Below are 21,616 nucleotides of genomic sequence, written 5' to 3' on the forward strand. Positions count from 1 at the left end.
CTTTCTTTTCAATTCGCTTAGTTACCTTGCACCAAACGACGCGCACTAATGATGCCTGGTTGTTGCTCCAATCGTGCCAATAGTTTTGATAGTTGCGATAAACCTTTCACTTCAATCAACAATTTCATATTGGCAATACCGTCTGCTTCAGAGATGGTGTTGACCTGACGAATATTGATTTGATCGGAGAAAATCACTTGAGTCAAATCTTTGAGCAAACCACGACGATCATAAGCTTCCACCACGATTTGCACACTCTGACCACGCGTTGGCTGCATTTCCCAATCGGCTTCTACTGCACGTTCAGGTTCATTTTGAATCATGCGTAAGTAGTCAGGACACGCCACTTTGTGAATGCTCACCCCACGGTTCAAGGTGATATAACCCGCAATTGACTCGCCATGCACAGGCTGACAACACTGCGCCACATGCAGCTCAACGTTATCTAAACCATCAATCAGAATGCCATGCGCTGACAAGGTATGACTAGCACGTGGATTCAATGTCGGCTTCAGCACCAGTTCAGGTTCGTCCTGATCCAAATGCATATGGCGGTTCACCTGATTGATCAAGGCATGCAGACTAATGTCACCATTGACCAGTGCAATCAGAATATCTTCACCCGCTTTGACATTGAAATGATTGCAGTAATCATTCAAATCAATACTTTTTGGGTGAATTGCTAAACGTGAAAGTTCTTTGTTGAGCAGGTCACGGCCCACTTCCAAGTTTTTGCTGCGGTCTTGTTGTCTAAACCAATGGCGCAGCTTGTCACGCGCACGTGCTGTCTTGATATAACCTAAAGAGTTCACCAACCAATCACGGTTTGGCTCACGGTCTTTCTTGGTTAAAATCTCAACTTGCTCACCCGTTTTTAAGGTATAAGTCAGCGGAACATAACGCTGATTCACCCGCGCGGCATAACACTTATTACCGACTTGAGTGTGCACATGATAAGCAAAGTCGAGTACGGTCGAACCACGTGGGAGCTCTTTAATATCTCCATCACGGCTAAATACATAAATCTTCTCAAAGTCTTCAAAATCTTGAATTTGCTCAAAATTTTCAGAGTCTTCATCAGACTTATGTACATTCGCATCATTGCGCTCTTGATAGTGTTCAAGTACTGCACGCAATGAATGTAAACGATGGTTAAAAGAGCGATCAGTATTCTTACCGCCCTCTTTATAGTTAAAGTGCGAACACACCCCAAGCTCTGCTTCTTCATGCATGCTCTTGGTACGAATCTGAACTTCCAGTGATTTGTTTTCCGCAATCACAGCCGTATGCAGTGAGCGGTAACCATTGGCTTTGGGATTGGTAATATAGTCATCAAACTGATGCGGTATATGCCGCCAAATTTGATGCACAATCCCCAGCGAGTGGTAGCACTCAGGTACGGTTTTAACCAAGACTCGAACGGCACGAATGTCATAGAGCTGATCGAAGCTCAGGTTCTTACTTTTCATTTTTCGATAAATCGAATAAATGTGTTTTACCCTGCCACTAATTTCAGCTTCAATACCATGCTCATTCAAAGATGCACGCAATGTATCAATCACAAACTGAATATATTGCTCACGCTCCAGTCGCTTTTCATTCAGCAGCGTCGCAATTTCTTTATAGCGATCGGGTGCTAAATAGCGAAAGGCTAAATCTTCCAGTTCCCACTTTAACTGCGCAATCCCTAAACGGTGTGCCAGAGGTGAGTAAATGGTTAAGATTTCTCGTGCTACACGCTCTTGACGTTCTTTAGATGAAGTCGCCAATTCACGCAGTGCATAAGTTCGCTCAGCCAATTTGATCAGTACAACGCGCACGTCTTCCGTCACTGAAATCAACATTTTATAAATGCCGTTTAAGTGCTCGCGCTGATTGTTATTAAAGTGATCTTCGAGGCGTTTATTCTGCTCAATGAGGTCGGACAACTTACCCATGGCCAAAGTGCCTTTGACCAGTGCATGCACTTGTTCGCCAAAATGCTCTTGCACTTCCGCCAATGGAATCACGCCTTCGCGTACACCACGATAGAGCATCGCAGCAGCCAAGGTGTCTTCATCGACATGTAAATGGGCCAGAATATCCGCCATTTCAATACCGGTATAAAAGGTATTGGAACGATGATTAACCGTGGTTTCTAACTCTTTTTGTAAAGTCAAATTGGCAACTTCTTCGAGTTGCTCAAGCTTCGCATCATCTAATATGCTTCGAACACGATCTAACCATTCAGCCAAATCATGTTGAGCTTGTTCGGCATGCTCTACAGTCGCCTCCTGAGACAACTCATTAAGTCGCCCAGGTAGTTGCTCACGTACTGTGACCATACCCTTCTCCTACACTTTTACGCTTCATATTCTTTAATCGTTTATCTCATTATCTTTTTCAAACAATGCTATCGACTCAACGTGACCTGTGTGGGTAAACATGTCCATCACACCGGCTTTGACTAATCGATAACCCTGTTGTACCAACAGCCCCGCATCCCTTGCGAGTGTCGCTGGATTACACGACACGTAAACAATTCTTTTTGCACCAAAGTTAGGCATATAATGCATTATTTCCTCTGCGCCTGCACGTGGAGGATCTATCAATAATGCATCAAATCCTTGATTTGCCCAAGAATGATGCGAGAAATCTTTTGTTAAATCTTGTGAAAAGAACTTCAACTGGCGAAGAGCATTACGTTCCGCATTTTCTGCACCACGTTGAACCATTTCTTCACTGCCTTCAACACCAACCACTTGTCCTGTTGCACCCACGCATCGAGCCAAAGGCAAAGAGAAATTTCCTAGACCACAGAACAAATCGAGAACACGTTCTCCTTGTTGTAAATCTAGCAAGTCACATGCCAATTTCACCATTTGCGGGTTAATGGTTGAGTTTACTTGAGTAAAGTCATGTGGGTTAAATCCAAATTCCACATCAAAATCATTTAAACGATAATGTAAACGCATCTCTGCATGTTCATCATCGACACGCTTTAAACTTTCTGGGCCCGCAGCTTGTAAATACAACTGCCACCCTTTGTCTAACGCAAATTGTTTTAATCGGTTGACATCCTCTGTGTTTAATTTTTCAGTATGTCGCACCGTGAGGGCGATGTCACAATCCCCCATAGCCAATTCTATATGACCAATGGCCGCTTTGGCTGTTAGACTTTGGAGTAACTGCTTCAAGCGTGTGATTGAACCAAACGCTTGATCTAACACCAAACAACGATCAATTGAAGTCAGTTTATTGGTTTGACGCTCTCGAAAACCCACGACCAATTGGTCTTTATGTGGCAAATAACGCACCCCAATGCGCGCTTTACGGCGGTAGTCTTCACGTAAAGAGCGTAAAGGCGGCAACCATTCTTCAGGTTGAATCCCCGCAAAATGCTGTAAATGTGATTTAAGCACATCCTGCTTTAAACGAATTTGTTCATCGGGATGAATGTGCTGCATATTACAGCCACCACAGCTTTTAAAATGCGGGCACTTCGGCTCAACCCGAAAAGCAGAGGCTTCACTGAGGAGTTGAACAGCATCGGCTTCCTCTAAGCGCTTTACCGCATGGGTAATCTGCGCTTTGACCGTTTCACCCGGCAACGCATAGCTAATAAAGACTTTTTTACCCTGCTTGTCCGCAGGATGGTCTGGATGCGAACCATAGTGCGCTATGCCGCGTCCTTCATGCGAAAGTGACTCAACCTGAAAAATATAACTGGGCTGTTGAGTTGGACGAGGTTTGGCTCTATGTTTCATGTGTACCTAAAGATGGGAAGGGGAAAAATCGGCAGCGGTAAAGGCCGTCTGCTGTGAGGTCTCACGCCACACCGACAAAAAGTCTTGATGCTGCGGTTGAGCCTGTAAAAACTGGATGGTTTGATCGATAAAATGACGGTGGTCTTGAGCTAGCAATTGTCCTTTGAGCAAGAGCCAACGCAAATACACCAACCATGTATTTAGCACATCACCTTCACAATAACTGGTGAGTTTAAGCCATTCCTGCGCCCGAACATATTCAGGTACATGATAAGCCCCATCGCCTCGTTTACCGGGATACCCCAATAAATGGGCAACATCATCTAGCTTTTGGAAATGACGCCCATTAAACATTGCCATCACATCCATCAGGTCGATGTGACGCTGATGATAACGGTTCTGATAGTTATTATAGCGCTTTTGTGTGTCAATTTCGCCTTGATCGAACAAAGCAGGTGCAGTTAAACCATGATACATGGCGCGAAGCATAATTACAGGTAAGTCAAACTGAGCGCCATTCCAGCTCACTAAAGTTGGTAAGCGCTTATTAAATATGGATAAAAACTTACTGAGGATTTCTGCTTCCGAATATTGCTCACGGCTAAAAGAAAAAAGTTTCATCTGGCCTTGGTCATCCAGCCATAAGCCTGAAATACACACAATTTCATGCAAAGCCAAACGCTGAAAATCCATGCCTGATTCTTGGCGACGCAATTTGGTCAGTGCCGCCTCCAAATCAGCCTCAGGCAAATCTAAACCATATAAATGCGCCCCCGATCTCAAATCAGTCATTGTTTCAATATCAAAGGTGAGCACAGGTAGGCGCATAGCAGAACTCTCTTTTATTGTTTTATTCAGGATCGACCACAGAGAAAAGACCCGTCGATAAATAACGGTCACCACGGTCACAAATAATGCACGCAATGACAGCACCGGGGTTTTCTTCAGCAATTTTAATCGATGCCCACACCGCACCACCTGAAGAAGTTCCTGCGCTAATCCCTTCTTTTTGCGCCAATTTACGCATGGTTTTTTCCGCTTCAATTTGTGGAATATCAATAATTTGATCAATCCGACTGCGGTCAAAAATCGTTGGTAAATATTCTTCAGGCCAGCGGCGAATCCCTGCGATACTTGAACCATCCGATGGCTGTAAGCCAATAATTTGAATGTCGGGGTTCATCTCTTTGAGATATTTAGAGACCCCCATAATGGTACCTGTAGTGCCCATTGAACTTACAAAGTGAGTGATTTTGCCACCTGTTTGCTGCCAAAGTTCAGGCCCAGTCGTTAAATAATGTGCTTCAACATTATCAGGATTACCAAACTGGTTGAGTACATGCCCTTTGCCTTCTTCTTGCATTTGCAAAGCCAAATCACGTGCACCTTCCATGCCCTGTTCTTTGGTCACTTCAATCAGTTCCGCGCCATAAGCACGCATTGCATCTTTACGTTCTTGGCTCATGTTGTTGGGCATAATCAGTTTCATCTGATAGCCACGCATCGCAGCAACCATCGCCAGTGCAATGCCGGTATTTCCACTGGTCGCTTCAATCAAGGTATCGCCCGGCTGGATTTGCCCTCGCTTTTCCGCTTGCATAATCATATTATACGCGGGACGGTCTTTGACAGAACCTGCGGGGTTGTTGCCTTCTAACTTTGCCAATACTGTTGCTTGAGTGTGACTTGCCAGACGCTGTAAACGCACCAGTGGAGTTTTTCCAACATAGTGATCTAACAAAAATTCGTCTGCTTGAAAATCAGTGGATGTAGTACTCATTCTTTGCACCTTGATCGAGGTGCGCCTATTGTATGGAAAAATGCCAGTCCCTGCACCCATTTAGCGTGCTTTTTCGTGAAAGTGATTAAAGCACCATCGATTTTTTATAAAGCGTGCTACACTTCAAAGCATAGGGAATAAATCACTTGCACCATGTCAAATATCAATAAAAAGTTATTTAATCGTCTGCACTTAAACCATGCTTATGGACAGCTCATTGCACTTATTTTCGTGCCGATTATGATCTTGGCTTGTGTAGGTGCATTACTGGTTATTACCGAAACTTCAAATGCCGCCAAAGCCCAACAGCGACAAATGGCGATAGCGATTTTAACGCGCTATCAGCTAGATGCGGAAGCGGCGATCAATTTGGTGAATGCCTCCCCTTGGCAGTATGAAAATGCACGTTATTTGATGCAAAAAATGTTAAATGAAAAACATCTGATTCGTGCCGCAATTATTGATGAAAAAGGCAATAACAAACTCAGCATTGGCTACCAAGACCAAGCGCCGTGGCCTGCGCTGAAAAAAAATACTGATTTTTTTGGCCCAATGAATTTTAAAGGTAATACAGTATATGGTTTGCCCATCAACCAATTTACAGGCACGCCTGCGCAGTTGGTGGTTGAGTTAGATAACCAGCCCTTACAAATTGCCCGTTATCGCGTGTTGATTGTGTTGATTGCGACAGGTCTGTTGACACTATTACTACTTTTACTCTGTTTAAATTTCTACTCGCGTCGCTGGATTGCGCCGATGTATGAAATTCGCATGCAGCTGCAACGTTTAAATGCCGACACCCTCGATCAACACATGCTGATTAACAGCACCGGTGAATTACGCTTACTACAGCGCGATATTGCCAATGTGGTGAAACGCCTGCATTTTAGTTTTTTAGAATTGAAAGAACACACTGAGCAAACGGAAGACGATTTACGTCGAACCCTTGACACTTTAGAAGTGCAAAACATTACCTATCGTCAAGCGCGTGACCAAGCCATTTCAGCAAGTCAGTCCAAGTCTGTATTCTTGGCCAATATCAGCCATGAACTGCGCACGCCACTGAACAGTATTGATGGTTTTATTCACCTGTTACTGCGTCAAGACAACCTCAACAATGATCAAAACCTGTATTTACAAACCATCCGAAAATCATCTGCACACTTACTGGCACTGATTAATGATGTTTTAGATTTTTCAAAAATTGATGCAGGTAAACTAGAACTCGATACTGCAACTTTTGATTTAGAAGAAGCAATTTTTGATGTTATGGATATGCTGTCTCCTCTTGCTGCACAAAAGCATATCGATATGGCCTTTTACTATGCCGACAATGTGCCAAAGCATGTGGTTGGAGATGCCCTACGCTTCAAACAAATTTTAACCAACCTGATTTCCAATGCCATTAAGTTTACTCCTGATGGCGAGATTATCGTCCGCGCAAGAATGGAACAAGATGATATTGGACAGTGCCTATTGCACTTTAGTGTACAAGACAGCGGTATCGGACTCAGTGGAACCGACCGTAAAAAACTGTTTGAGTCTTTCTCGCAAGGCGATGCTTCGGTCACGCGTCAATTTGGCGGTACAGGTCTGGGCTTAGCGATTTCCAAACAGCTGGTGCATTTGATGCAGGGGCAAATTGGATTTGAGGATAACCAAGAACGCGCGCCAACCGAAAAAGGGTCCACCTTCTGGTTTACAGCCATGTTTATGGTCAATGAAGAAGATGAGTACGTTGAGCATCCTCAGTTTAACGATATGCAAGTGGTCTCGTATTTGGCGCATCCAGCAACGGCCAATATTCTGCGTCATTATCTTGAAGACTATGCTGTGGAGCACATCGAATCGAGTTCAATTTTAGACTTGTTCAGCCACCTCAACAGACTGCCTCAAGATGTGGAAAACACATGGTTGATTGTTGACCACAGTGGTGATACCGAAGCCTTATTAAAAGAAATTCGTCAGCGTTATAGCGGTAACCTTGCGGTTTATGGTTATCAGATGTCACTTGATTTGACCACGCTGAATGAGTATCGCGCACGACCATTATACCAACCGCTCAGTCGGAGTGCTTTGATTCAATTACTCAGCAATCAACCGCTATTTGAAGAAGACGAAATGGAGTCCTTCAATGGTCAAGGCTTACATATTTTAGCGGTGGATGACCATCTCCCTAACCTGATTGTCCTTGAAGCCCTACTAGGCGAGTTGAATGTCACCACAACAAAAGCTTTAAGCGGTCAACAAGCCTTAGAGATTTTACAAGAGCGCGCTGAACACAACAGCAAAGCTTTTGATTTGGTGTTTATGGATATTCAAATGCCTGTCATGTCGGGTGTCGATACCACACGTGCCATTCGTGCGCTGGAGTCAACCATTGAAAACCATAAGCGTTTGCCCATCATTGCCCTCACCGCACATGCATTAGCCGATGAAAAACAAAAACTATTGCAAGTCGGCATGGATGACTATGTCACCAAACCGATTCAAATTGATCAGATTATTCAAATCCTGACCCATTGGACAACTGATCGCTTCAACAAAGGCTCACCCGTTGAAAAAGCCATCGTGATTGAAGCACTCGATCCTAAGGTGCTCGATTGGCAGCAAAGCTTACGGTTAGCCGCCAACAAAGAAGATTTAGCGGTCGATTTATTGCGTATGTTAATGGATAGTTTTGATACTGAGTTGCATGAAATGAAGCAGTTGATTGAAATGGAAGATTTCCCACAATTAGAACATGTGCTACACCGTCTGTATGGTGCAACACGCTATGTCGGTGTACCCAACTTACAAGAAGCAACAGGAACATTTGAACAGTTTGTTTCAACCTTACGTAAAGAACGTCGTATAGCAGATAAACAATTTGTTCAAGAAACCATAAAGCGCTTCAATGAACTCAAAGTTGTGATTGAACAAGTACAACATGCGGCACAGCAAATTTTAATCAAACATAGCCCATAAAACATTCAAAAGAGCATGACACCTAAGACAAGTTGTGACGTGACTCTTGGTGTCATTTATCCGTACGAGAGCTATGCTATGCTCCGTGCGAGCAAAAAATAAGAGTTCTCATCATGGCTTTACTTCGCATTGAAAACAAAAACGGCATTGCCACTGTTTCACTTAACCGTCCAGACAAACGCAATGCGATGAGTTTCGACCTATTGCGCGAATTGGTTAAAACTGCTGAAAAAATTAAAAAAGACCGCAGCATTCGCTGTGTCATCCTTACTGGTGAAGCGCAAGTCTTTAGCGCAGGCATTGATCTTGCCGATTTGAACAATCCGAAGAATCGCGCCTATGCCGCATGGGAACTGATCAAACCTGGACAAAGCCTCTTTCAAAAAGCCTTCCTGATTTGGCAAGAACTGCCTGTTCCTGTGATTGCCGCGATTGAAGGATTTTGCTTTGGCGCTGGTATGCAACTGGCTTTAGCGGCAGACATTCGTGTCGCACACCCTGCAACCAAAATGTCGATTATGGAAAGCCGTTGGGGACTGGTTCCTGATATGGGACTGACGCGTTCTTTGAAAGGTCTAATAGGACTAGATCTTGCCAAAGAGTTAACGCTTACAGCGCGTATTTTCGATGCAACTTATGCCAAAGAAATTGGCTTAGTCACACATCTTGATGAATCACCGCTTGCTAAAGCCCAAGCCATTGCAGAAGAAATGTTACAACGCTCACCAGATGCGCTCATGGCCTCAAAATATGTGCTGGATGCCATGCAGCATGAGCCTAAAAAATCCTTACGTTTGGAAAAAATTTGGCAGCTCAAATTACTGTTAGGTAAAAATAGCCAAATCGCACGTAAAAAAGATAAACAACCCGACGCGCAGTATCTACCACGCCAATACAAATAACAGTATTTAAGCACTGACAATCAAAGAGGGTCCCATGAGTTTCGATCGACACACTAAAATTGCATTTCTTGGCATGGGACTCATGGGCAGCCGTATGGCCACCCGCTTACTTCAAGCGGGTTTCGAGGTCGCTGTATGGAACCGCACCCGCAGTGCCTGCGATGCACTCATTGATTTAGGGGCGACAGACTTAACGCTACAGAATATTGCCGACTATCCTGTAATCCTAACCTGTTTAGCGGACGACAAAGCCGCACTCAGCGTTTATGAACAAATCGAACCGTTTTTGACGGCGAAGCAAGTGATTATCGACTTTTCCAGTCTTTCGGTGGAGCAAACCCTGAGCCTTGCAGCACGTGCCGAACAAAAACAGGTGCAATGGATCGACTCACCTGTTTCAGGGGGAACTATCGGTGCGGAACAAGGTACGCTGGTCATCTTTGCTGGTGGCGATGCACAGACGATTCAAGACTTGTCTTTGATTTATAATATCTTGTCGCAACGTGTCACCTGTATGGGCGACATTGGAACAGGACAAGCCACCAAAATTTGTAATCAACTGATTGTGGCAGCAAATAGCACTCTGATTGCAGAAGCGGTTGCTTTAGCAGCCAAAGCTGGCGTGGACACTCGCTTACTTGCACCTGCGCTTGCAGGTGGTTTTGCCGATTCGAAACCCTTTCAAATTTTAAGTCCACGTATGGCGACTCACCTGTTTGAGCCCGTACAGTGGAAAGTTCAAACCCTGTCCAAAGACTTGAACAATGCTGTGCAGCTTGCTGCGCAGCACCAACTCGACATTCCTGTTGCAGCGCGAGCACTTCAGCAATTGCAAGCACACCAACAACAAGGCTATGCTGAAGCTGATCTTGCCTCAGTCATATTACAAGTAGAACAACAAGCCAAATAAAATTAGGAGAAAATCATGACCAAACTTGCTGTAAATTTATCCATGATTTTTACCGAAGTACCGCTGCTTGAGCGTTTTGCTTTGGCTCAAACCGCAGGCTTTAAACATGTGGAAATCCAATTTCCCTATGAACTCAGCATTGAACAAATTCAAACTCAGCTTACGCTTCATAACTTAAGCCTCTGCCTCATTAACGTTCCTGCGGGCGACTTAATGACCGGTGGCAATGGACTCGCAGGAGTCCCAGGCAAAGAGCTAGAGTTTCATCACGCTCTTCAGTTAGCAGTGCAATATGCCAGCGCACTCAAAGTGCCAAGTGTGAATATCCTTGCTGGCAAACAACCCCTAGATGCCGACCTACTGCCCTGTTTAAATACCTTATCCAAGAACCTGAAACTGGCCTGCCATATGTTCAGTGAACATGACATTCAGCCTGTATTTGAAATGATCAACGGCACCGATATGCCGCGCTTCTTAGTGCAAAATATTGCCCAAGCACAGGAAATGCTAGAAGCAGTACAACACCCTGCACTTAAAATGCAATACGACTGCTATCACATGGCCATGATGGGTGAAGATGTGTTGCAAGGACTACAAGAAAATATTCAAGCTATTGGTCACATCCAATTTGCAGACTGTCCGGGGCGGCATGAGCCAGATACTGCACAAATTATGTATGCAAATATTTTTGAATGGCTACAACACAGCAGTTATGACGGTTTTATTGCGGCTGAATATCGACCAAAAACTGTTTCAACTCAGTCCTTTGCATGGAAGGCAAAATACTTTGCTGCACATCCTCAAAGTTGAACCATTGCGGATTTGAAATTTTCGCCTAAAAACGCTATATTATAAGATGAGTTATTGTCCGGAAAAATTCCCTTTATGAATTTAGAACCATCGCCCAGCGCTTCTAATTCTCACGATTTCGCAATGAATACCCAAGCTGCCGACGTACAAGCTTGCTTAAAAGTTGTACATGAAGCCCTTGAAGATGTAAAAGCAAAAGATATTTTAGCGATTGATGTCAGCCTAATCAGCAACGTCGCTGATGCAATTGTGATTGCAAGCGGTACATCAACGCGTCACATCAAAGCACTTGCTGATAACGTTGCTGAAGAAGCACGTAAAGCAGGTTTTCGCCCTCTCGGTGTCGAAGGCGAACGTGATGCAGAATGGATCTTGATTGATCTTGGCTTTGTTGTTGTGCACGTGATGTTGCCAACAGCACGTCGTTTCTACGACTTAGAAAGCCTTTGGCGTGCAGCCCCAGAAGAAACTGTAGCCTAATATGAAAAGAGCGACCTGAAGGTCGCTTTTTTTATGTCTAATTTTATTTAAATTAAGCAATGCATATCGACCATTGGGTAGCGCTCTTTCACTTGTCGCTTCACATGGGCATAAAGCTGATCTGCTTTTGCTGGACCATAAAACTCACAATAATTTTCATAACAGACCGTCAAGACCTGCGCATATTGAGCTATAGGCAAAGCTTCGAGTACAGCTCGGTCATTTAAGGCCTGATACCTATCAATCACAATGGATAAAGCCTCTAGCTGCATTTTCACTTCACGTTCAAACTCCTGCACATCAACGGCTTTGACTGCTTGACAGATATTTTGCATAAAAAACGTCAATGCATCGAGTAACCCTGCTCCCCCTAGTTGGCTTTTCGATGCTTTTGCAGATGGATTCAACAACACTTGTTTTTCAACTTGGGCCATCTCTGCCAAGACATTTTTAAGCATGTCTTTTCGAAAGTAACGCAATTCCTCTGTGGTACAGATTTCACTCAAAAAACGATTCAGGACAAAGGAGGGTTGATCACCATATTTCGCTTCCCAATGATTCAATACTTGCTCTAAAAGTGTTCCTTGTAAGTACTGACTTAACCCACGTTCGATCGCTTGGCGTTTTTGTAAAATAGTTAATGTTTCAGTCGACATGAGCTATCCTCCTTTCATTAATGACGTTTGGTCATATCATCAGTTTCAAACGTCACATCACGCTGAAACTCAGGATAAGATAGTTCTGCATGTTCGGTATAGTCCAAGCCACGTTGTTCATGTTGTTTACTCACCCGCAAACCACCAAGAACGAGGTCTAAGACTTTAAAGACGATCAACGCCACACCAAAACCCCACGCAAAGGCTGTCAAAATCCCCAAGCCTTGTACCGCAATGAGCCCCGCATTAAACATATTGTTTTCAAAAAACAAACCCGCTGCCAATGTGCCCCATGCCCCACAAAAACCATGCACAGTCACCGCATCGACCACATCATCCAAGCGGAGTTTTTCCATCACCACTGGTAAAATACTGACCAGTACACCTGCAACCGCCCCACTGATGATGGCATACAGTGGACTCATGGTTGCACAGCCCGCCGTAATTGCAACCAGCCCACCCAAGGAGGCATTAATGGTGCCGCGCATTAAAATTGCTTTACCACGTATTAGGGTATAAACCATATAGGCAACTGCCGAAGCACACGCCGCCAAATGTGTATTCAAGGCAATCCGCCCAATACTCACATCTGCCTTCACGGTAGAGGCCGCATTAAAACCAAACCATGCCAGCCATAGAACAAAACCGCCTAGCGCCACCAACGGTAAATTATGTCCTGCCAAATAATGGACCTGCCCATTGCGTCCAAACCGTCCTAAACGGGGTCCCAGCACAATAATTCCGGCTAAGGCCACCCATCCACCAATCGAATGCACCACCGTTGAACCAGCAAAGTCGATAAAGCCCATGGCTTTTAGCCAACCTTCACCATCAAATAGACTCCCCCAAGCCCATGCACCAAAAATCGGGTAGATCAAACCACTGACCACCGCAGCACTCACGATATACGCCACAAAGTGAATCCGCTCAGCCATCGCCCCACTGGCAATCGTCGTGGCGGTGGCCGCAAACATCATTTGAAAGAACAAGAGGTTCCAGTGCCAGTCATCCATGGCATTGGGTGCAAAATGCGAAGTTCCTATCCAACCACTCGTATTGACACCAAACATCAAACCAAAGCCAATCAACCAAAACACCAAGCCCCCTAAACAGGCATCCATATAGTTTTTCATGAGTACATTAATGGTGTTTTTAGAGCGCACCGAACCACTTTCAATCAGGGCAAAACCTGCTTGCATGAAAAACACCAAGATGCCACCCAGCACCACCCAGACACTGTCAAGCGAGAGGCGAATCTCTTGAATATTTTGAGCCTGTGTTGGCAGGGGCTCTGCAGCAAAACTGGGTAAAGCAATACAGCACACAAAGAAGAGTAAGTATTTTATTTTTTTCATGAATAATCCCCCAAAGATTATTCATCTCAATTGCAAAATCAATGCCAGTGTTTCAACACCTTACAGATATTTAATCATGATCCATGCCCGCCAATATAAATGGACAATTCAAACAAGGCGAAAAAGCGATACACCATAAAAGGGCCAAAGCGCATTTATCAGCTGATTGATAAAACATAGCTTTTAGTTTTTATAGTACTCATCCACAGCATAATAGTGAACCCTCTCTACCCATCGACCACGATTCAGTGTTCGCTCCGTCACTTTAACCTTTCCCTCTTGGACTGTTGCATCTTCAATAAACTCTTTGACTAAACTCAAGCCGTGTTTAGGAATCACGATATATTCCGAACGGATGTGATAACAACACCCACTTTTATTGAAGGTTAAGATCCTTTTCTGTTTTGGATCGACCTCAAACATGCCCAAATTTTCATGGGTTAAAGCAGATAACTCCTCACTCAGAACAAATTTATTCTTGGTTCGATGAAAGACATAAACATCGTAAGTTGGCCCGCCATAGGCACCATAGTTACCATTACGGATGGCGACATCCTCACTCCCGTCAAAGTTAAAGTCAGCAAAAATTAATGCACTTTGCTCACCATAAAGCTGCACCACATTGATAGACGGTTTGTAAGTTTCGTCCAGATCCATCGTCAATTCAGCAGAGGAAAAATGCTGAAAGTGCTGTGTTGTCCCTTTTAGGTAAAGATCAATATTGGCTTGTCCATCACAGCTACTGTCCGTACAGTTCGTCGTCATTTTTACATCATAGTGCTTCGATGCATTTTTTATTTCGAAGACCTGAGCCTGAGTAGCTTGACTCAAAACGCACACACCAAATATCAACAGCACCTGAAACGAGATCTGATTTATGTTCATATTGTTTTCTTATTGAAAAGATACACATCATCTTAGCAAAAGCTGCAAACATAAAAAAACCACCCGAAGGTGGTCTTTATACACTCTAGGAGGAGGATTAGTGTCCACCACCATTGATTGCTTTGGTCATATCTTCAACCACTTTCTTCGCATCACCGAAGATCATCATGGTTTTTTCGTTATAGAACAAATCGTTGTCTAGACCTGCATAACCTGTCGCCATAGAACGTTTGATGACCATAATGGTACGTGCTTTATGTGCTTCAAGAATTGGCATGCCATAAATTGGAGATGTTGGATCGTCTTTCGCTGCAGGGTTGACCACGTCATTCGCACCAATCACAAGCACCACATCTGTTGCAGGGAAGTCAGAGTTAATCTCATCCATCTCTAAGATGTCTTCATAAGCCACGTCTGCTTCAGCCAAAAGTACGTTCATGTGACCCGGCATACGACCAGCAACTGGGTGAATGGCGAAGCGCACTTTTACACCCTGTTCTTTCAAGATTTCACACAGTTCTTTCACCGCATTTTGTGCACGACCTTGCGCCATACCATAACCTGGTACGATCACAACGCTGTCTGCATTTGACATCAAGAAGCCTGCATCATCTGCTGAACCAGAACGATGGTTACGCTGTGCTTGTTCGCCTTTGTCCGCAGAAGCTACCGCTGTACCGCCCATTGCACCACCAAACAAAACGTTGATGATTGAACGGTTCATGGCTTTACACATGATGTAAGACAGAATCGCACCTGAAGAACCCACCAGTGAACCCGCAACGATCAACATATTGTTTTCAAGTGTGAAACCAATACCTGCTGCTGCCCAACCAGAGAAGGAGTTCAATAGCGATACCACCACCGGCATATCACCACCACCGACTGGTGCAATCCACACCCAACCGAATGCAAGAGCAAGTGCAGTCATAGCCCAAAATGCATTCATGTTGCCTGTTGTGAAGAAATACACACCACACGCCAACATTGCAAGGAAAATCAGTGCTTGTACAGGTTTAACCCATGCACCAGAAATGGTTTTCGCCCATTTTTTTGCAGCCAATTTACCATAAGCAAATACAGACGCTGTAAAGGTAATCGCACCGACGAAACAGCCCACGAACAATTCAAATAAATGAACCTTGCTCATGTGTGCATGTTGCACACCTGCAGCAGTTAATGCAGCTTCATTTTGTGCAAATAACGCAGTCAGTTGGTTGTTATGTAGAATTGCAGCAATTGCAATTAATACCGCAGCCAGACCCACCAAAGAGTGCATCAATGCGACCGTTTCAGGCATCTGCGTCATAGGTACAGTACGCGCACGGGCAATACCCACAATCGCACCCAGCACCATCGCACCGCCAATCATCCAAATTACAGGATGATCTGCCACAAAGAAGGTGGTCACTACAGCAATCGCCATTGCGATCATGCCGTAACGGTTACCTTGAATCGCTGTCTTCGGGCCAGACAAACCACGTAAAGTTAAGATAAAGAGGACAGCACCAATCAGGTAGAACCAATCCGCATAGTCTCGAATGAATTCCATATATTAGCCCTCTTTTTTCTTTTGCTTTGGCTTGAACATTTCAAGCATACGCGCTGTTACTGCGAAGCCACCGAAAATATTGATACTTGCTAAGAACACCGCAATTGCACCTAAGATGCTCACCACATTCACACTTTGGAATGCAACATTCGCATCAACACCGATTGCAGGAATCCCCACCGTTTGAATCATTGCACCCACCACGATGATCGATGACAACGCATTGGTTACTGCCATAAGCGGTGTATGTAGTGCTGGCGTAACGCCCCACACGACGTAGTAGCCTACAAAGATGGCAAGGACGAAAATTGTAATTGTTTCAACCATGATCTATCTCCTTAACCACGCTTCAGCAGTACTTGACCGCCATGAGTTACTAGAAGGGCTTTTTGAATTTCTTCTTCAGGATTGATAGCAAAGTTTTTCTCTGCATCAAATAAAGTATCTAAGAAGTTCAAGACATTTCGTGCATACAAAGCAGAAGCTTCAGTTGAAACTGTAGACGGAATGTTTGGAATCCCTAGAATGGTTACACCGTTGTCAGTCACAACATTTTCACCATTCTTAGAGCCTTCAACGTTACCGCCTGTTTCAACCGCCATATCAAGGATGATTGAACCTGGTTTCATTTTGGCAACTGTTTCCGCCTTAATCAGACGTGGCGCATTACGACCTGGTAAAAGTGCAGTGGTAATCACGATGTCAGCATTCGATACAGCTTTATCCACAATAATGGCTTGATCACGGATATAGTCTTCGCCCGGCATCCAGCCATAACCATTTTTCGCAGCATCGGCTGCTTTTTGCTGTTCTTCCGCTGACATAGGTACGTCTAACCATTTGCCACCCAAAGATTCCACCTGATCTTTCGCAGTCGGACGTAAATCCGTTGCTTCAACCACAGCACCCAAACGTTTTGCTGTCGCAATCGCTTGTAGACCTGCAACACCAACCCCCATGATCACGACACGTGCAGGTTTTACAGTACCCGCAGCCGTCATCAACATTGGGAACATGCGCTGGTACTCAGCCGCAGCAAGAAGCACTGACTTGTAACCGGACAAGTTAGCTTGTGAAGATAATACGTCCATGTTCTGCGCACGAGATAAAGTTCGTGGCAGTAGCTCCAAAGCAAATGCAGACACGTGTTGTGATGCAAACTGATCAAGCTCCGTATTACGGTACGGGTCAAACATGGCAATAACCGATGTATTTGGCGCAAGCTTTTGAATTTCAGCACCCTGAGGGGCACGTACTTTCAAAATCATTTGGCTACCAGTATAGGCATCATCTGTCAGCGTAGCACCGACTTGCTCATAGGCACTGTCGATATAAGCAGCTTTCACGCCTGCTCTACGTTCAATCACTACACTATGACCAGCACTGATCAACTTTTTTACCGTTTCTGGCGTTGCGGCTACACGATTTTCACCGACGACAGTTTCGGCTGGAATTCCGATCTGCATGAGCGTCCCTCAAGCTAGTTTTTCTTAAAGTAAACATCACCGATTAGGCAATGTTTTCTCACAGGATGTTCTTATGAATTTTTGGATTCTAATGAAACTTTTTTAAAATACCACCCACTATTTATTTAATAAATACCCATATACTGAACTGGTGATTCATAAAAAATATTGGGTGATATCTCGTTTATTTACTTTGAATCCGCTTAAAAATTGATTTATTTCTATTCAAATTCTGAGCTACAGATCTTTTTACACTAAAATCTGCACTTTTTTTGTACAAAACCAAGTCCTTTAATTCCGCAGTATTGATCTTTTTGACCAATCCAAGAATATGAACCACCACGTTCACATTAACCCGAACCTGTCATTCATCGAGCTTTGCCATCTGCCGTCGCGCAAACTTTGCAGGCATTGACTTGAATGACAGTTTTGCCCCATTTGCAAAAGCTTAGAATTGGCCTGTTCCTATGTTTCATCGATCAAAAATGCCAATGCTCAAAATTTAGTCCAACTGAAACGTGTATTTGAAGTGGATCATATAAAAATACGAGGAAGGATTAATCACGTTTAAATAGATCTAAAACGCGGAACGACCAACAAAAATGTTTTTTCATATTTTATGGGATGATAATGGCGTGCATTGACGCACTAGCCTTAAGCAAAAATGCACCATAATTGAGCAAAAACACTTTAAATAGATGAATATTTCAACAATCAGCCCCAAATGCTTGGTATGCTTTATGAGTGAAAATGATCGAATGCAACAATTTCATACAAAATAGACGGGTGCGTTCAGAATTTTTTAAAGATTTTTATCATTTTTTGACAGGAAATTCGAAATATCATTATTTTTTGATTGTATTAGACGAAAATACTCTCCTGAGAACAGGTCATGCTATTTTCTATGTCTTCATCTTCGACTCATTTTTTATGCAGTCTTTTCTCGCCTGTTTTAGGCTTTTGACCCAGCTTCGTATACAATTTCTGAAACGATGCATCTATTTAGCTCAAACATGATGTAAACGTCTTTCTGAAAAAAATACTCCCTCATCAAAGGCTCATTATGAATACCTCTTTCGACATCAGTCGAGACAAATCTCTGCTCTGGCTGATGGCAATTGTCTGTGGCTTATGTGCAGGGGCAAACTATTATTGCCAGCCTTTGATTTCCTCTATTCAGCAAAGCTTTCAAGCGCCAGAAGAACAAGTGGCTTTGACCGTGACCTTTGCTCAAGTTTCCTATGCTTTGGGTTTACTGTTCATTGTGCCCTTAGGCGACATGCTGAACAAAGCCAAACTGATTCCATTCCTGATGTTTGGCGCATCTGCTGGACTGTTTATCTGTGCGACATCTACCAACTTATCGATGCTCTGGCTGGGTACCATTATTACGGGACTCTTTTCTGTCGCAGCACAAGTGCTGATTCCTCTGGCTACGATGGCAGTCAAACCTGAAAAAACGGGAGAAGTAGTCGGTTTCCTCATGAGTGGCTTATTGGTCGGGATTTTACTGTCGACCAGTGTGGCTGGATTACTCTCAGACTTATGGCACTGGAAAATGATTTATGTGCTGAGTGGCATCACCATGTTTGCTTTGGCCCTTTTGATGAAAGGAAAACTGCCTCAACTACCAAAACTCAAAATCACCTATTTCGACATTTTTAAGTCGATGGGGAGTCTGCTGCAACAAGAGCCTCGTTTGGTGTTTCGCTCAATCACGGGTGGATTTGCTTTTGCAGCCATGAGCATGCTGTTTTCAACCATTGCCCTCCTTTTAACTTCTGAGCCATTTCAACTTTCGGATGTATTAGTCGGCGTGGTAACTTTGGTCGGTGTATTTGGTGCATTATCTACCCAGTGGATTGGTAAATGGGCCGATCGTGGTTATACCTTGCTTTTGACGTGGGTCGGCTGTGGGACTTTAGCCCTCAGTTGGGCCTTTCTATACTTAGGCGGAAGTTCACTCATCAGCTACATCATCGGTTATGCACTGATTAATTTAGGGCTTGCAACTACACATAGTTGTAACCAAAACGTGATTTTCCGTTTACGCCCCGATGCGAAGTCTCGAGTGAACTCGATTTATATGACCTTATATTTTATTGGCGGTGCGTGTGGCTCAGCACTGGGTGTCTATGCATGGCATCACGGCGGCTGGAGCAGTACGTGTTTAGTCGGTATTACTTTGGTGATAATGGCGGGTGTCTTTGCTCTGCTGGATACACTGTACAGCAAAAGACATGGTATTGCTTAACCCTCAAAAAGACAGTTGACTGAGTAAACTGTCTTTTAGTTTGGACACTTCATTTTTAGCGCTAACTGACCTGAGCCACTGGGTAAAAAGGTTTACCCAAATCGAGACTATCGGCATTTTCCAAAGCAATATACAAAAATGCGGGGAGCAAAGCAGATAAAATTTGACAGCCATCTTGTAGCTGCTTGCGGTTCAATGAACTCTTATAGGTTGAACCACCATGCATCAGTTGATTTCTCAAGGTATATAAACGGTTAAACACTATCAGTAAAACATCAACCGAATGCTTCTGCTGTAACGCTTTCGCCACTTTCTTCTTTTCTTGTTCAAGCTGAGCCTTACAAACCTCTAAACCAATTTTCTTATTTTGATAGTCCCAATAGCCTTGATAGGTGTATTGGTTGTCTAAGAGCATACGAATGGGTTGACTAAACTTGTCCCATAAAATGCTATAAATTCTATGATCGACATCATGCTGGCAAATTAAATGCAAGAACTGACGTAAACTCTGTTTGTCCTGACTTTGCCCCAAGTCTTGTGCATATATCGCATTGAAGGAAATCCAGAGGCTGATAAATTGCAAATCGGGATCATGATCGAGCAGTAATGCCTGCTTTAGCCAACTCAGCCCACGATGTATTCTCAGATTAAACTCATCACTCTGTTGTACTTTTTTAGTTTTAAAAATTTCTTCTAAAAGCAACATCGGCTTTTCCTATACTTTATTCTTCTATGTATTCAAAATACTGAATGATTAAGCTAAATTCAATCCTGCTAAGATATAGTGATTGATCAATCCCACAAGTTCAGTATGAATGTTCTATCGAAAAAAACATTCTGTTTTCTATATTTCAATGTATCTAATGAATATTGGCTGCTCCTCTTACCATTAATTATAAGTTCTAAGGTTGATAAAAGCAGATAATACCTCTCAATGAATGTATTCCATTTTTGTGATAGTATTGCGTGCTATCGGAAATACCTGAATAAAAATGAAGCACCGAGTTTCATTTTTCGTCCACTCCCAAAGATCCTCCTATCGGTAATGAATGCATTTCAGCTCATTACATTGTGCTGTATCGTGCTCAATAAATGGATTGATGCTTTGGCTTTGCGACATCTGATTTTCATGTAATTTCCCACATATTTCTTTGCGCCACTTCTGCTCCAAGACATACATTAACCGTGTATTTGCAGATAGAAGCTAACGAACACTGATCAAGAGCCTGATTTTTTAATGAATACTGACAAAACCATTGAAACCCCTCAATCTCCACGAATCAGTGTTGCACCGATGATGGATTGGATCAACAATATTAAGTAAATATTGAATATCAAATGGTTAGTATCATTAAGAAGAAGATGTGGCGTAAATTTGGTGTAAATTTTATTGAGAATGATACCAATAAGGCTTTTAATACTAATTAGCTCTTAATCGAACTTAGGATCACCAAATACCAATCATAAATATAGTTTCCTGTTTCTAGGATTTTGCTAGTTATTCAGATTATTGATTATATCATGTAATGGGGATCTGTTCTTAATACGGCACATGTAAAGTCTAGATCAAAAAAATTAAGAACTTCATTAACTTTTCTTTTTTTCAATAAAGTTTTATCAAGATAAATAATCGCTTTATTTTTATTCGTATCAAAAATAACCCTTCCTCTTGGAAGCTGTTCATACTCTTTATCTTTCAATTCAGGTAGTTGACGTCTCAATATTTCCCAATAATCTACATGAGTGTACTTACTATCAATCAATCCTATTGAATCAGCTTCTTTCCAAGAAAAATCATGGGCAACGCCAATAACTTTATTATCATAAAACCAAAAGATACCTATTCTCAATTT

18 protein-coding genes are annotated in these 21,616 nt (G+C 43.2%); 6 read left to right on the plus strand and 12 right to left on the minus strand.

The annotated features are described in order from the left end of the window. Nucleotides 1-17 precede the first annotated feature (17 nt). From AC4MDD_RS14765 to cysM, 4 genes are read right to left on the minus strand one after another with little or no spacing between them, the layout of a single operon-like run. Nucleotides 18-2,324, minus strand: coding sequence for a RelA/SpoT family protein (locus tag AC4MDD_RS14765; protein WP_004979149.1), 2,307 nt, complete (start codon nt 2,322-2,324; stop codon nt 18-20). A 33-nt stretch (nt 2,325-2,357) separates the two neighbouring features. Beyond that, complete coding sequence (rlmD, locus tag AC4MDD_RS14770; protein ID WP_114836790.1) at nt 2,358-3,746, minus strand: 23S rRNA (uracil(1939)-C(5))-methyltransferase RlmD; 1,389 nt, start codon at nt 3,744-3,746, stop codon at nt 2,358-2,360. Nucleotides 3,747-3,752: 6 nt separating this feature from the next. After that, the gene (locus tag AC4MDD_RS14775) at nt 3,753-4,574 is read right to left on the minus strand and encodes a 3'-5' exonuclease (RefSeq protein WP_114836789.1); all 822 of its coding nucleotides are present in this window, start codon (nt 4,572-4,574) and stop codon (nt 3,753-3,755) included. 22 nt (nt 4,575-4,596) lie between these two features. Then, complete coding sequence (cysM, locus tag AC4MDD_RS14780; RefSeq protein ID WP_005400763.1) at nt 4,597-5,526, minus strand: cysteine synthase CysM; 930 nt, start codon at nt 5,524-5,526, stop codon at nt 4,597-4,599. Between the two features lie 153 nt (nt 5,527-5,679). Between cysM and AC4MDD_RS14785 the strand changes: the two genes are divergently transcribed. The 5 genes from AC4MDD_RS14785 to rsfS all read left to right on the plus strand — a co-directional run bounded on the left by AC4MDD_RS14785 (nt 5,680) and on the right by rsfS (nt 11,595). Beyond that, a complete protein-coding gene (locus AC4MDD_RS14785; protein WP_491881937.1) occupies nt 5,680-8,493 on the plus strand; it encodes a GacS-like sensor histidine kinase in 2,814 nt (937 codons plus the stop codon). Nucleotides 8,494-8,606: 113 nt separating this feature from the next. Beyond that, nucleotides 8,607-9,395 carry a crotonase/enoyl-CoA hydratase family protein gene (locus tag AC4MDD_RS14790; RefSeq protein WP_058868952.1) on the plus strand — a complete coding sequence of 263 codons (789 nt, stop codon included), beginning with the start codon at nt 8,607-8,609 and terminating at the stop codon, nt 9,393-9,395. A 34-nt stretch (nt 9,396-9,429) separates the two neighbouring features. Then, nucleotides 9,430-10,305, plus strand: coding sequence for an NAD(P)-dependent oxidoreductase (locus tag AC4MDD_RS14795; RefSeq protein WP_078425175.1), 876 nt, complete (start codon nt 9,430-9,432; stop codon nt 10,303-10,305). A 15-nt stretch (nt 10,306-10,320) separates the two neighbouring features. Next, on the plus strand, nt 10,321-11,115 hold the full coding sequence (locus AC4MDD_RS14800) for a hydroxypyruvate isomerase family protein (protein ID WP_078388732.1): 795 nt from the start codon (nt 10,321-10,323) through the stop codon (nt 11,113-11,115). A gap of 75 nt (nt 11,116-11,190) precedes the next feature. Continuing rightward, entirely contained in the window at nt 11,191-11,595 is a 405-nt protein-coding gene (gene rsfS, locus AC4MDD_RS14805; RefSeq protein WP_004692321.1) for a ribosome silencing factor, read from the plus strand. Nucleotides 11,596-11,642: 47 nt separating this feature from the next. Here the strand turns inward: rsfS and AC4MDD_RS14810 are convergent, their stop codons facing one another. The 6 genes from AC4MDD_RS14810 to AC4MDD_RS14835 all read right to left on the minus strand — a co-directional run bounded on the left by AC4MDD_RS14810 (nt 11,643) and on the right by AC4MDD_RS14835 (nt 17,509). After that, complete coding sequence (locus tag AC4MDD_RS14810; RefSeq protein ID WP_419271638.1) at nt 11,643-12,251, minus strand: hypothetical protein; 609 nt, start codon at nt 12,249-12,251, stop codon at nt 11,643-11,645. A 17-nt stretch (nt 12,252-12,268) separates the two neighbouring features. Further along, a complete protein-coding gene (locus tag AC4MDD_RS14815; RefSeq protein WP_078388734.1) occupies nt 12,269-13,606 on the minus strand; it encodes an ammonium transporter in 1,338 nt (445 codons plus the stop codon). Nucleotides 13,607-13,789: 183 nt separating this feature from the next. Further along, complete coding sequence (locus AC4MDD_RS14820) at nt 13,790-14,491, minus strand: XAC2610-related protein (protein WP_017396874.1); 702 nt, start codon at nt 14,489-14,491, stop codon at nt 13,790-13,792. A 97-nt stretch (nt 14,492-14,588) separates the two neighbouring features. Continuing rightward, nucleotides 14,589-16,043, minus strand: coding sequence for an NAD(P)(+) transhydrogenase (Re/Si-specific) subunit beta (locus AC4MDD_RS14825; protein WP_004692329.1), 1,455 nt, complete (start codon nt 16,041-16,043; stop codon nt 14,589-14,591). A 3-nt stretch (nt 16,044-16,046) separates the two neighbouring features. Next, the gene (locus AC4MDD_RS14830) at nt 16,047-16,370 is read right to left on the minus strand and encodes a proton-translocating transhydrogenase family protein (protein WP_004692331.1); all 324 of its coding nucleotides are present in this window, start codon (nt 16,368-16,370) and stop codon (nt 16,047-16,049) included. 11 nt (nt 16,371-16,381) lie between these two features. Next, nucleotides 16,382-17,509 carry an NAD(P) transhydrogenase subunit alpha gene (locus tag AC4MDD_RS14835; RefSeq protein ID WP_005400772.1) on the minus strand — a complete coding sequence of 376 codons (1,128 nt, stop codon included), beginning with the start codon at nt 17,507-17,509 and terminating at the stop codon, nt 16,382-16,384. Between the two features lie 1,063 nt (nt 17,510-18,572). Here AC4MDD_RS14835 and AC4MDD_RS14840 point away from each other — a divergent pair. Beyond that, complete coding sequence (locus tag AC4MDD_RS14840) at nt 18,573-19,763, plus strand: MFS transporter (protein WP_491881938.1); 1,191 nt, start codon at nt 18,573-18,575, stop codon at nt 19,761-19,763. 61 nt (nt 19,764-19,824) lie between these two features. Here AC4MDD_RS14840 and AC4MDD_RS14845 read toward each other — a convergent pair whose 3' ends face one another. Next, nucleotides 19,825-20,469, minus strand: a complete 645-nt coding sequence (locus AC4MDD_RS14845) for a hypothetical protein (RefSeq protein ID WP_491881939.1) — start codon at nt 20,467-20,469, stop codon at nt 19,825-19,827. Between the two features lie 808 nt (nt 20,470-21,277). After that, nucleotides 21,278-21,613, minus strand: coding sequence for a hypothetical protein (locus tag AC4MDD_RS14850; RefSeq protein ID WP_491881940.1), 336 nt, complete (start codon nt 21,611-21,613; stop codon nt 21,278-21,280). Between the last annotated feature and the right edge of the window lie 3 nt (nt 21,614-21,616).

The sequence above is a fragment of the Acinetobacter sp. CAU_H_29a_1 genome, from assembly GCF_058599505.1.

Excerpts from the sequence above, each read along its gene's own strand:
- AC4MDD_RS14765 (WP_004979149.1), bottom strand. The coding sequence starts at position 2,324 with ATGGTCACAGTACGTGAGCAACTACCTGGGCGACTTAATGAGTTGTCT.
- rlmD (WP_114836790.1), bottom strand. The coding sequence starts at position 3,746 with ATGAAACATAGAGCCAAACCTCGTCCAACTCAACAGCCCAGTTATATT.
- AC4MDD_RS14775 (WP_114836789.1), bottom strand. The coding sequence starts at position 4,574 with ATGCGCCTACCTGTGCTCACCTTTGATATTGAAACAATGACTGATTTG.
- cysM (WP_005400763.1), bottom strand. The coding sequence starts at position 5,526 with ATGAGTACTACATCCACTGATTTTCAAGCAGACGAATTTTTGTTAGAT.
- AC4MDD_RS14785 (WP_491881937.1), top strand. The coding sequence starts at position 5,680 with ATGTCAAATATCAATAAAAAGTTATTTAATCGTCTGCACTTAAACCAT.
- AC4MDD_RS14790 (WP_058868952.1), top strand. The coding sequence starts at position 8,607 with ATGGCTTTACTTCGCATTGAAAACAAAAACGGCATTGCCACTGTTTCA.
- AC4MDD_RS14795 (WP_078425175.1), top strand. The coding sequence starts at position 9,430 with ATGAGTTTCGATCGACACACTAAAATTGCATTTCTTGGCATGGGACTC.
- AC4MDD_RS14800 (WP_078388732.1), top strand. The coding sequence starts at position 10,321 with ATGACCAAACTTGCTGTAAATTTATCCATGATTTTTACCGAAGTACCG.
- rsfS (WP_004692321.1), top strand. The coding sequence starts at position 11,191 with ATGAATTTAGAACCATCGCCCAGCGCTTCTAATTCTCACGATTTCGCA.
- AC4MDD_RS14810 (WP_419271638.1), bottom strand. The coding sequence starts at position 12,251 with ATGTCGACTGAAACATTAACTATTTTACAAAAACGCCAAGCGATCGAA.
- AC4MDD_RS14815 (WP_078388734.1), bottom strand. The coding sequence starts at position 13,606 with ATGAAAAAAATAAAATACTTACTCTTCTTTGTGTGCTGTATTGCTTTA.
- AC4MDD_RS14820 (WP_017396874.1), bottom strand. The coding sequence starts at position 14,491 with ATGAACATAAATCAGATCTCGTTTCAGGTGCTGTTGATATTTGGTGTG.
- AC4MDD_RS14825 (WP_004692329.1), bottom strand. The coding sequence starts at position 16,043 with ATGGAATTCATTCGAGACTATGCGGATTGGTTCTACCTGATTGGTGCT.
- AC4MDD_RS14830 (WP_004692331.1), bottom strand. The coding sequence starts at position 16,370 with ATGGTTGAAACAATTACAATTTTCGTCCTTGCCATCTTTGTAGGCTAC.
- AC4MDD_RS14835 (WP_005400772.1), bottom strand. The coding sequence starts at position 17,509 with ATGCAGATCGGAATTCCAGCCGAAACTGTCGTCGGTGAAAATCGTGTA.
- AC4MDD_RS14840 (WP_491881938.1), top strand. The coding sequence starts at position 18,573 with ATGAATACCTCTTTCGACATCAGTCGAGACAAATCTCTGCTCTGGCTG.
- AC4MDD_RS14845 (WP_491881939.1), bottom strand. The coding sequence starts at position 20,469 with ATGTTGCTTTTAGAAGAAATTTTTAAAACTAAAAAAGTACAACAGAGT.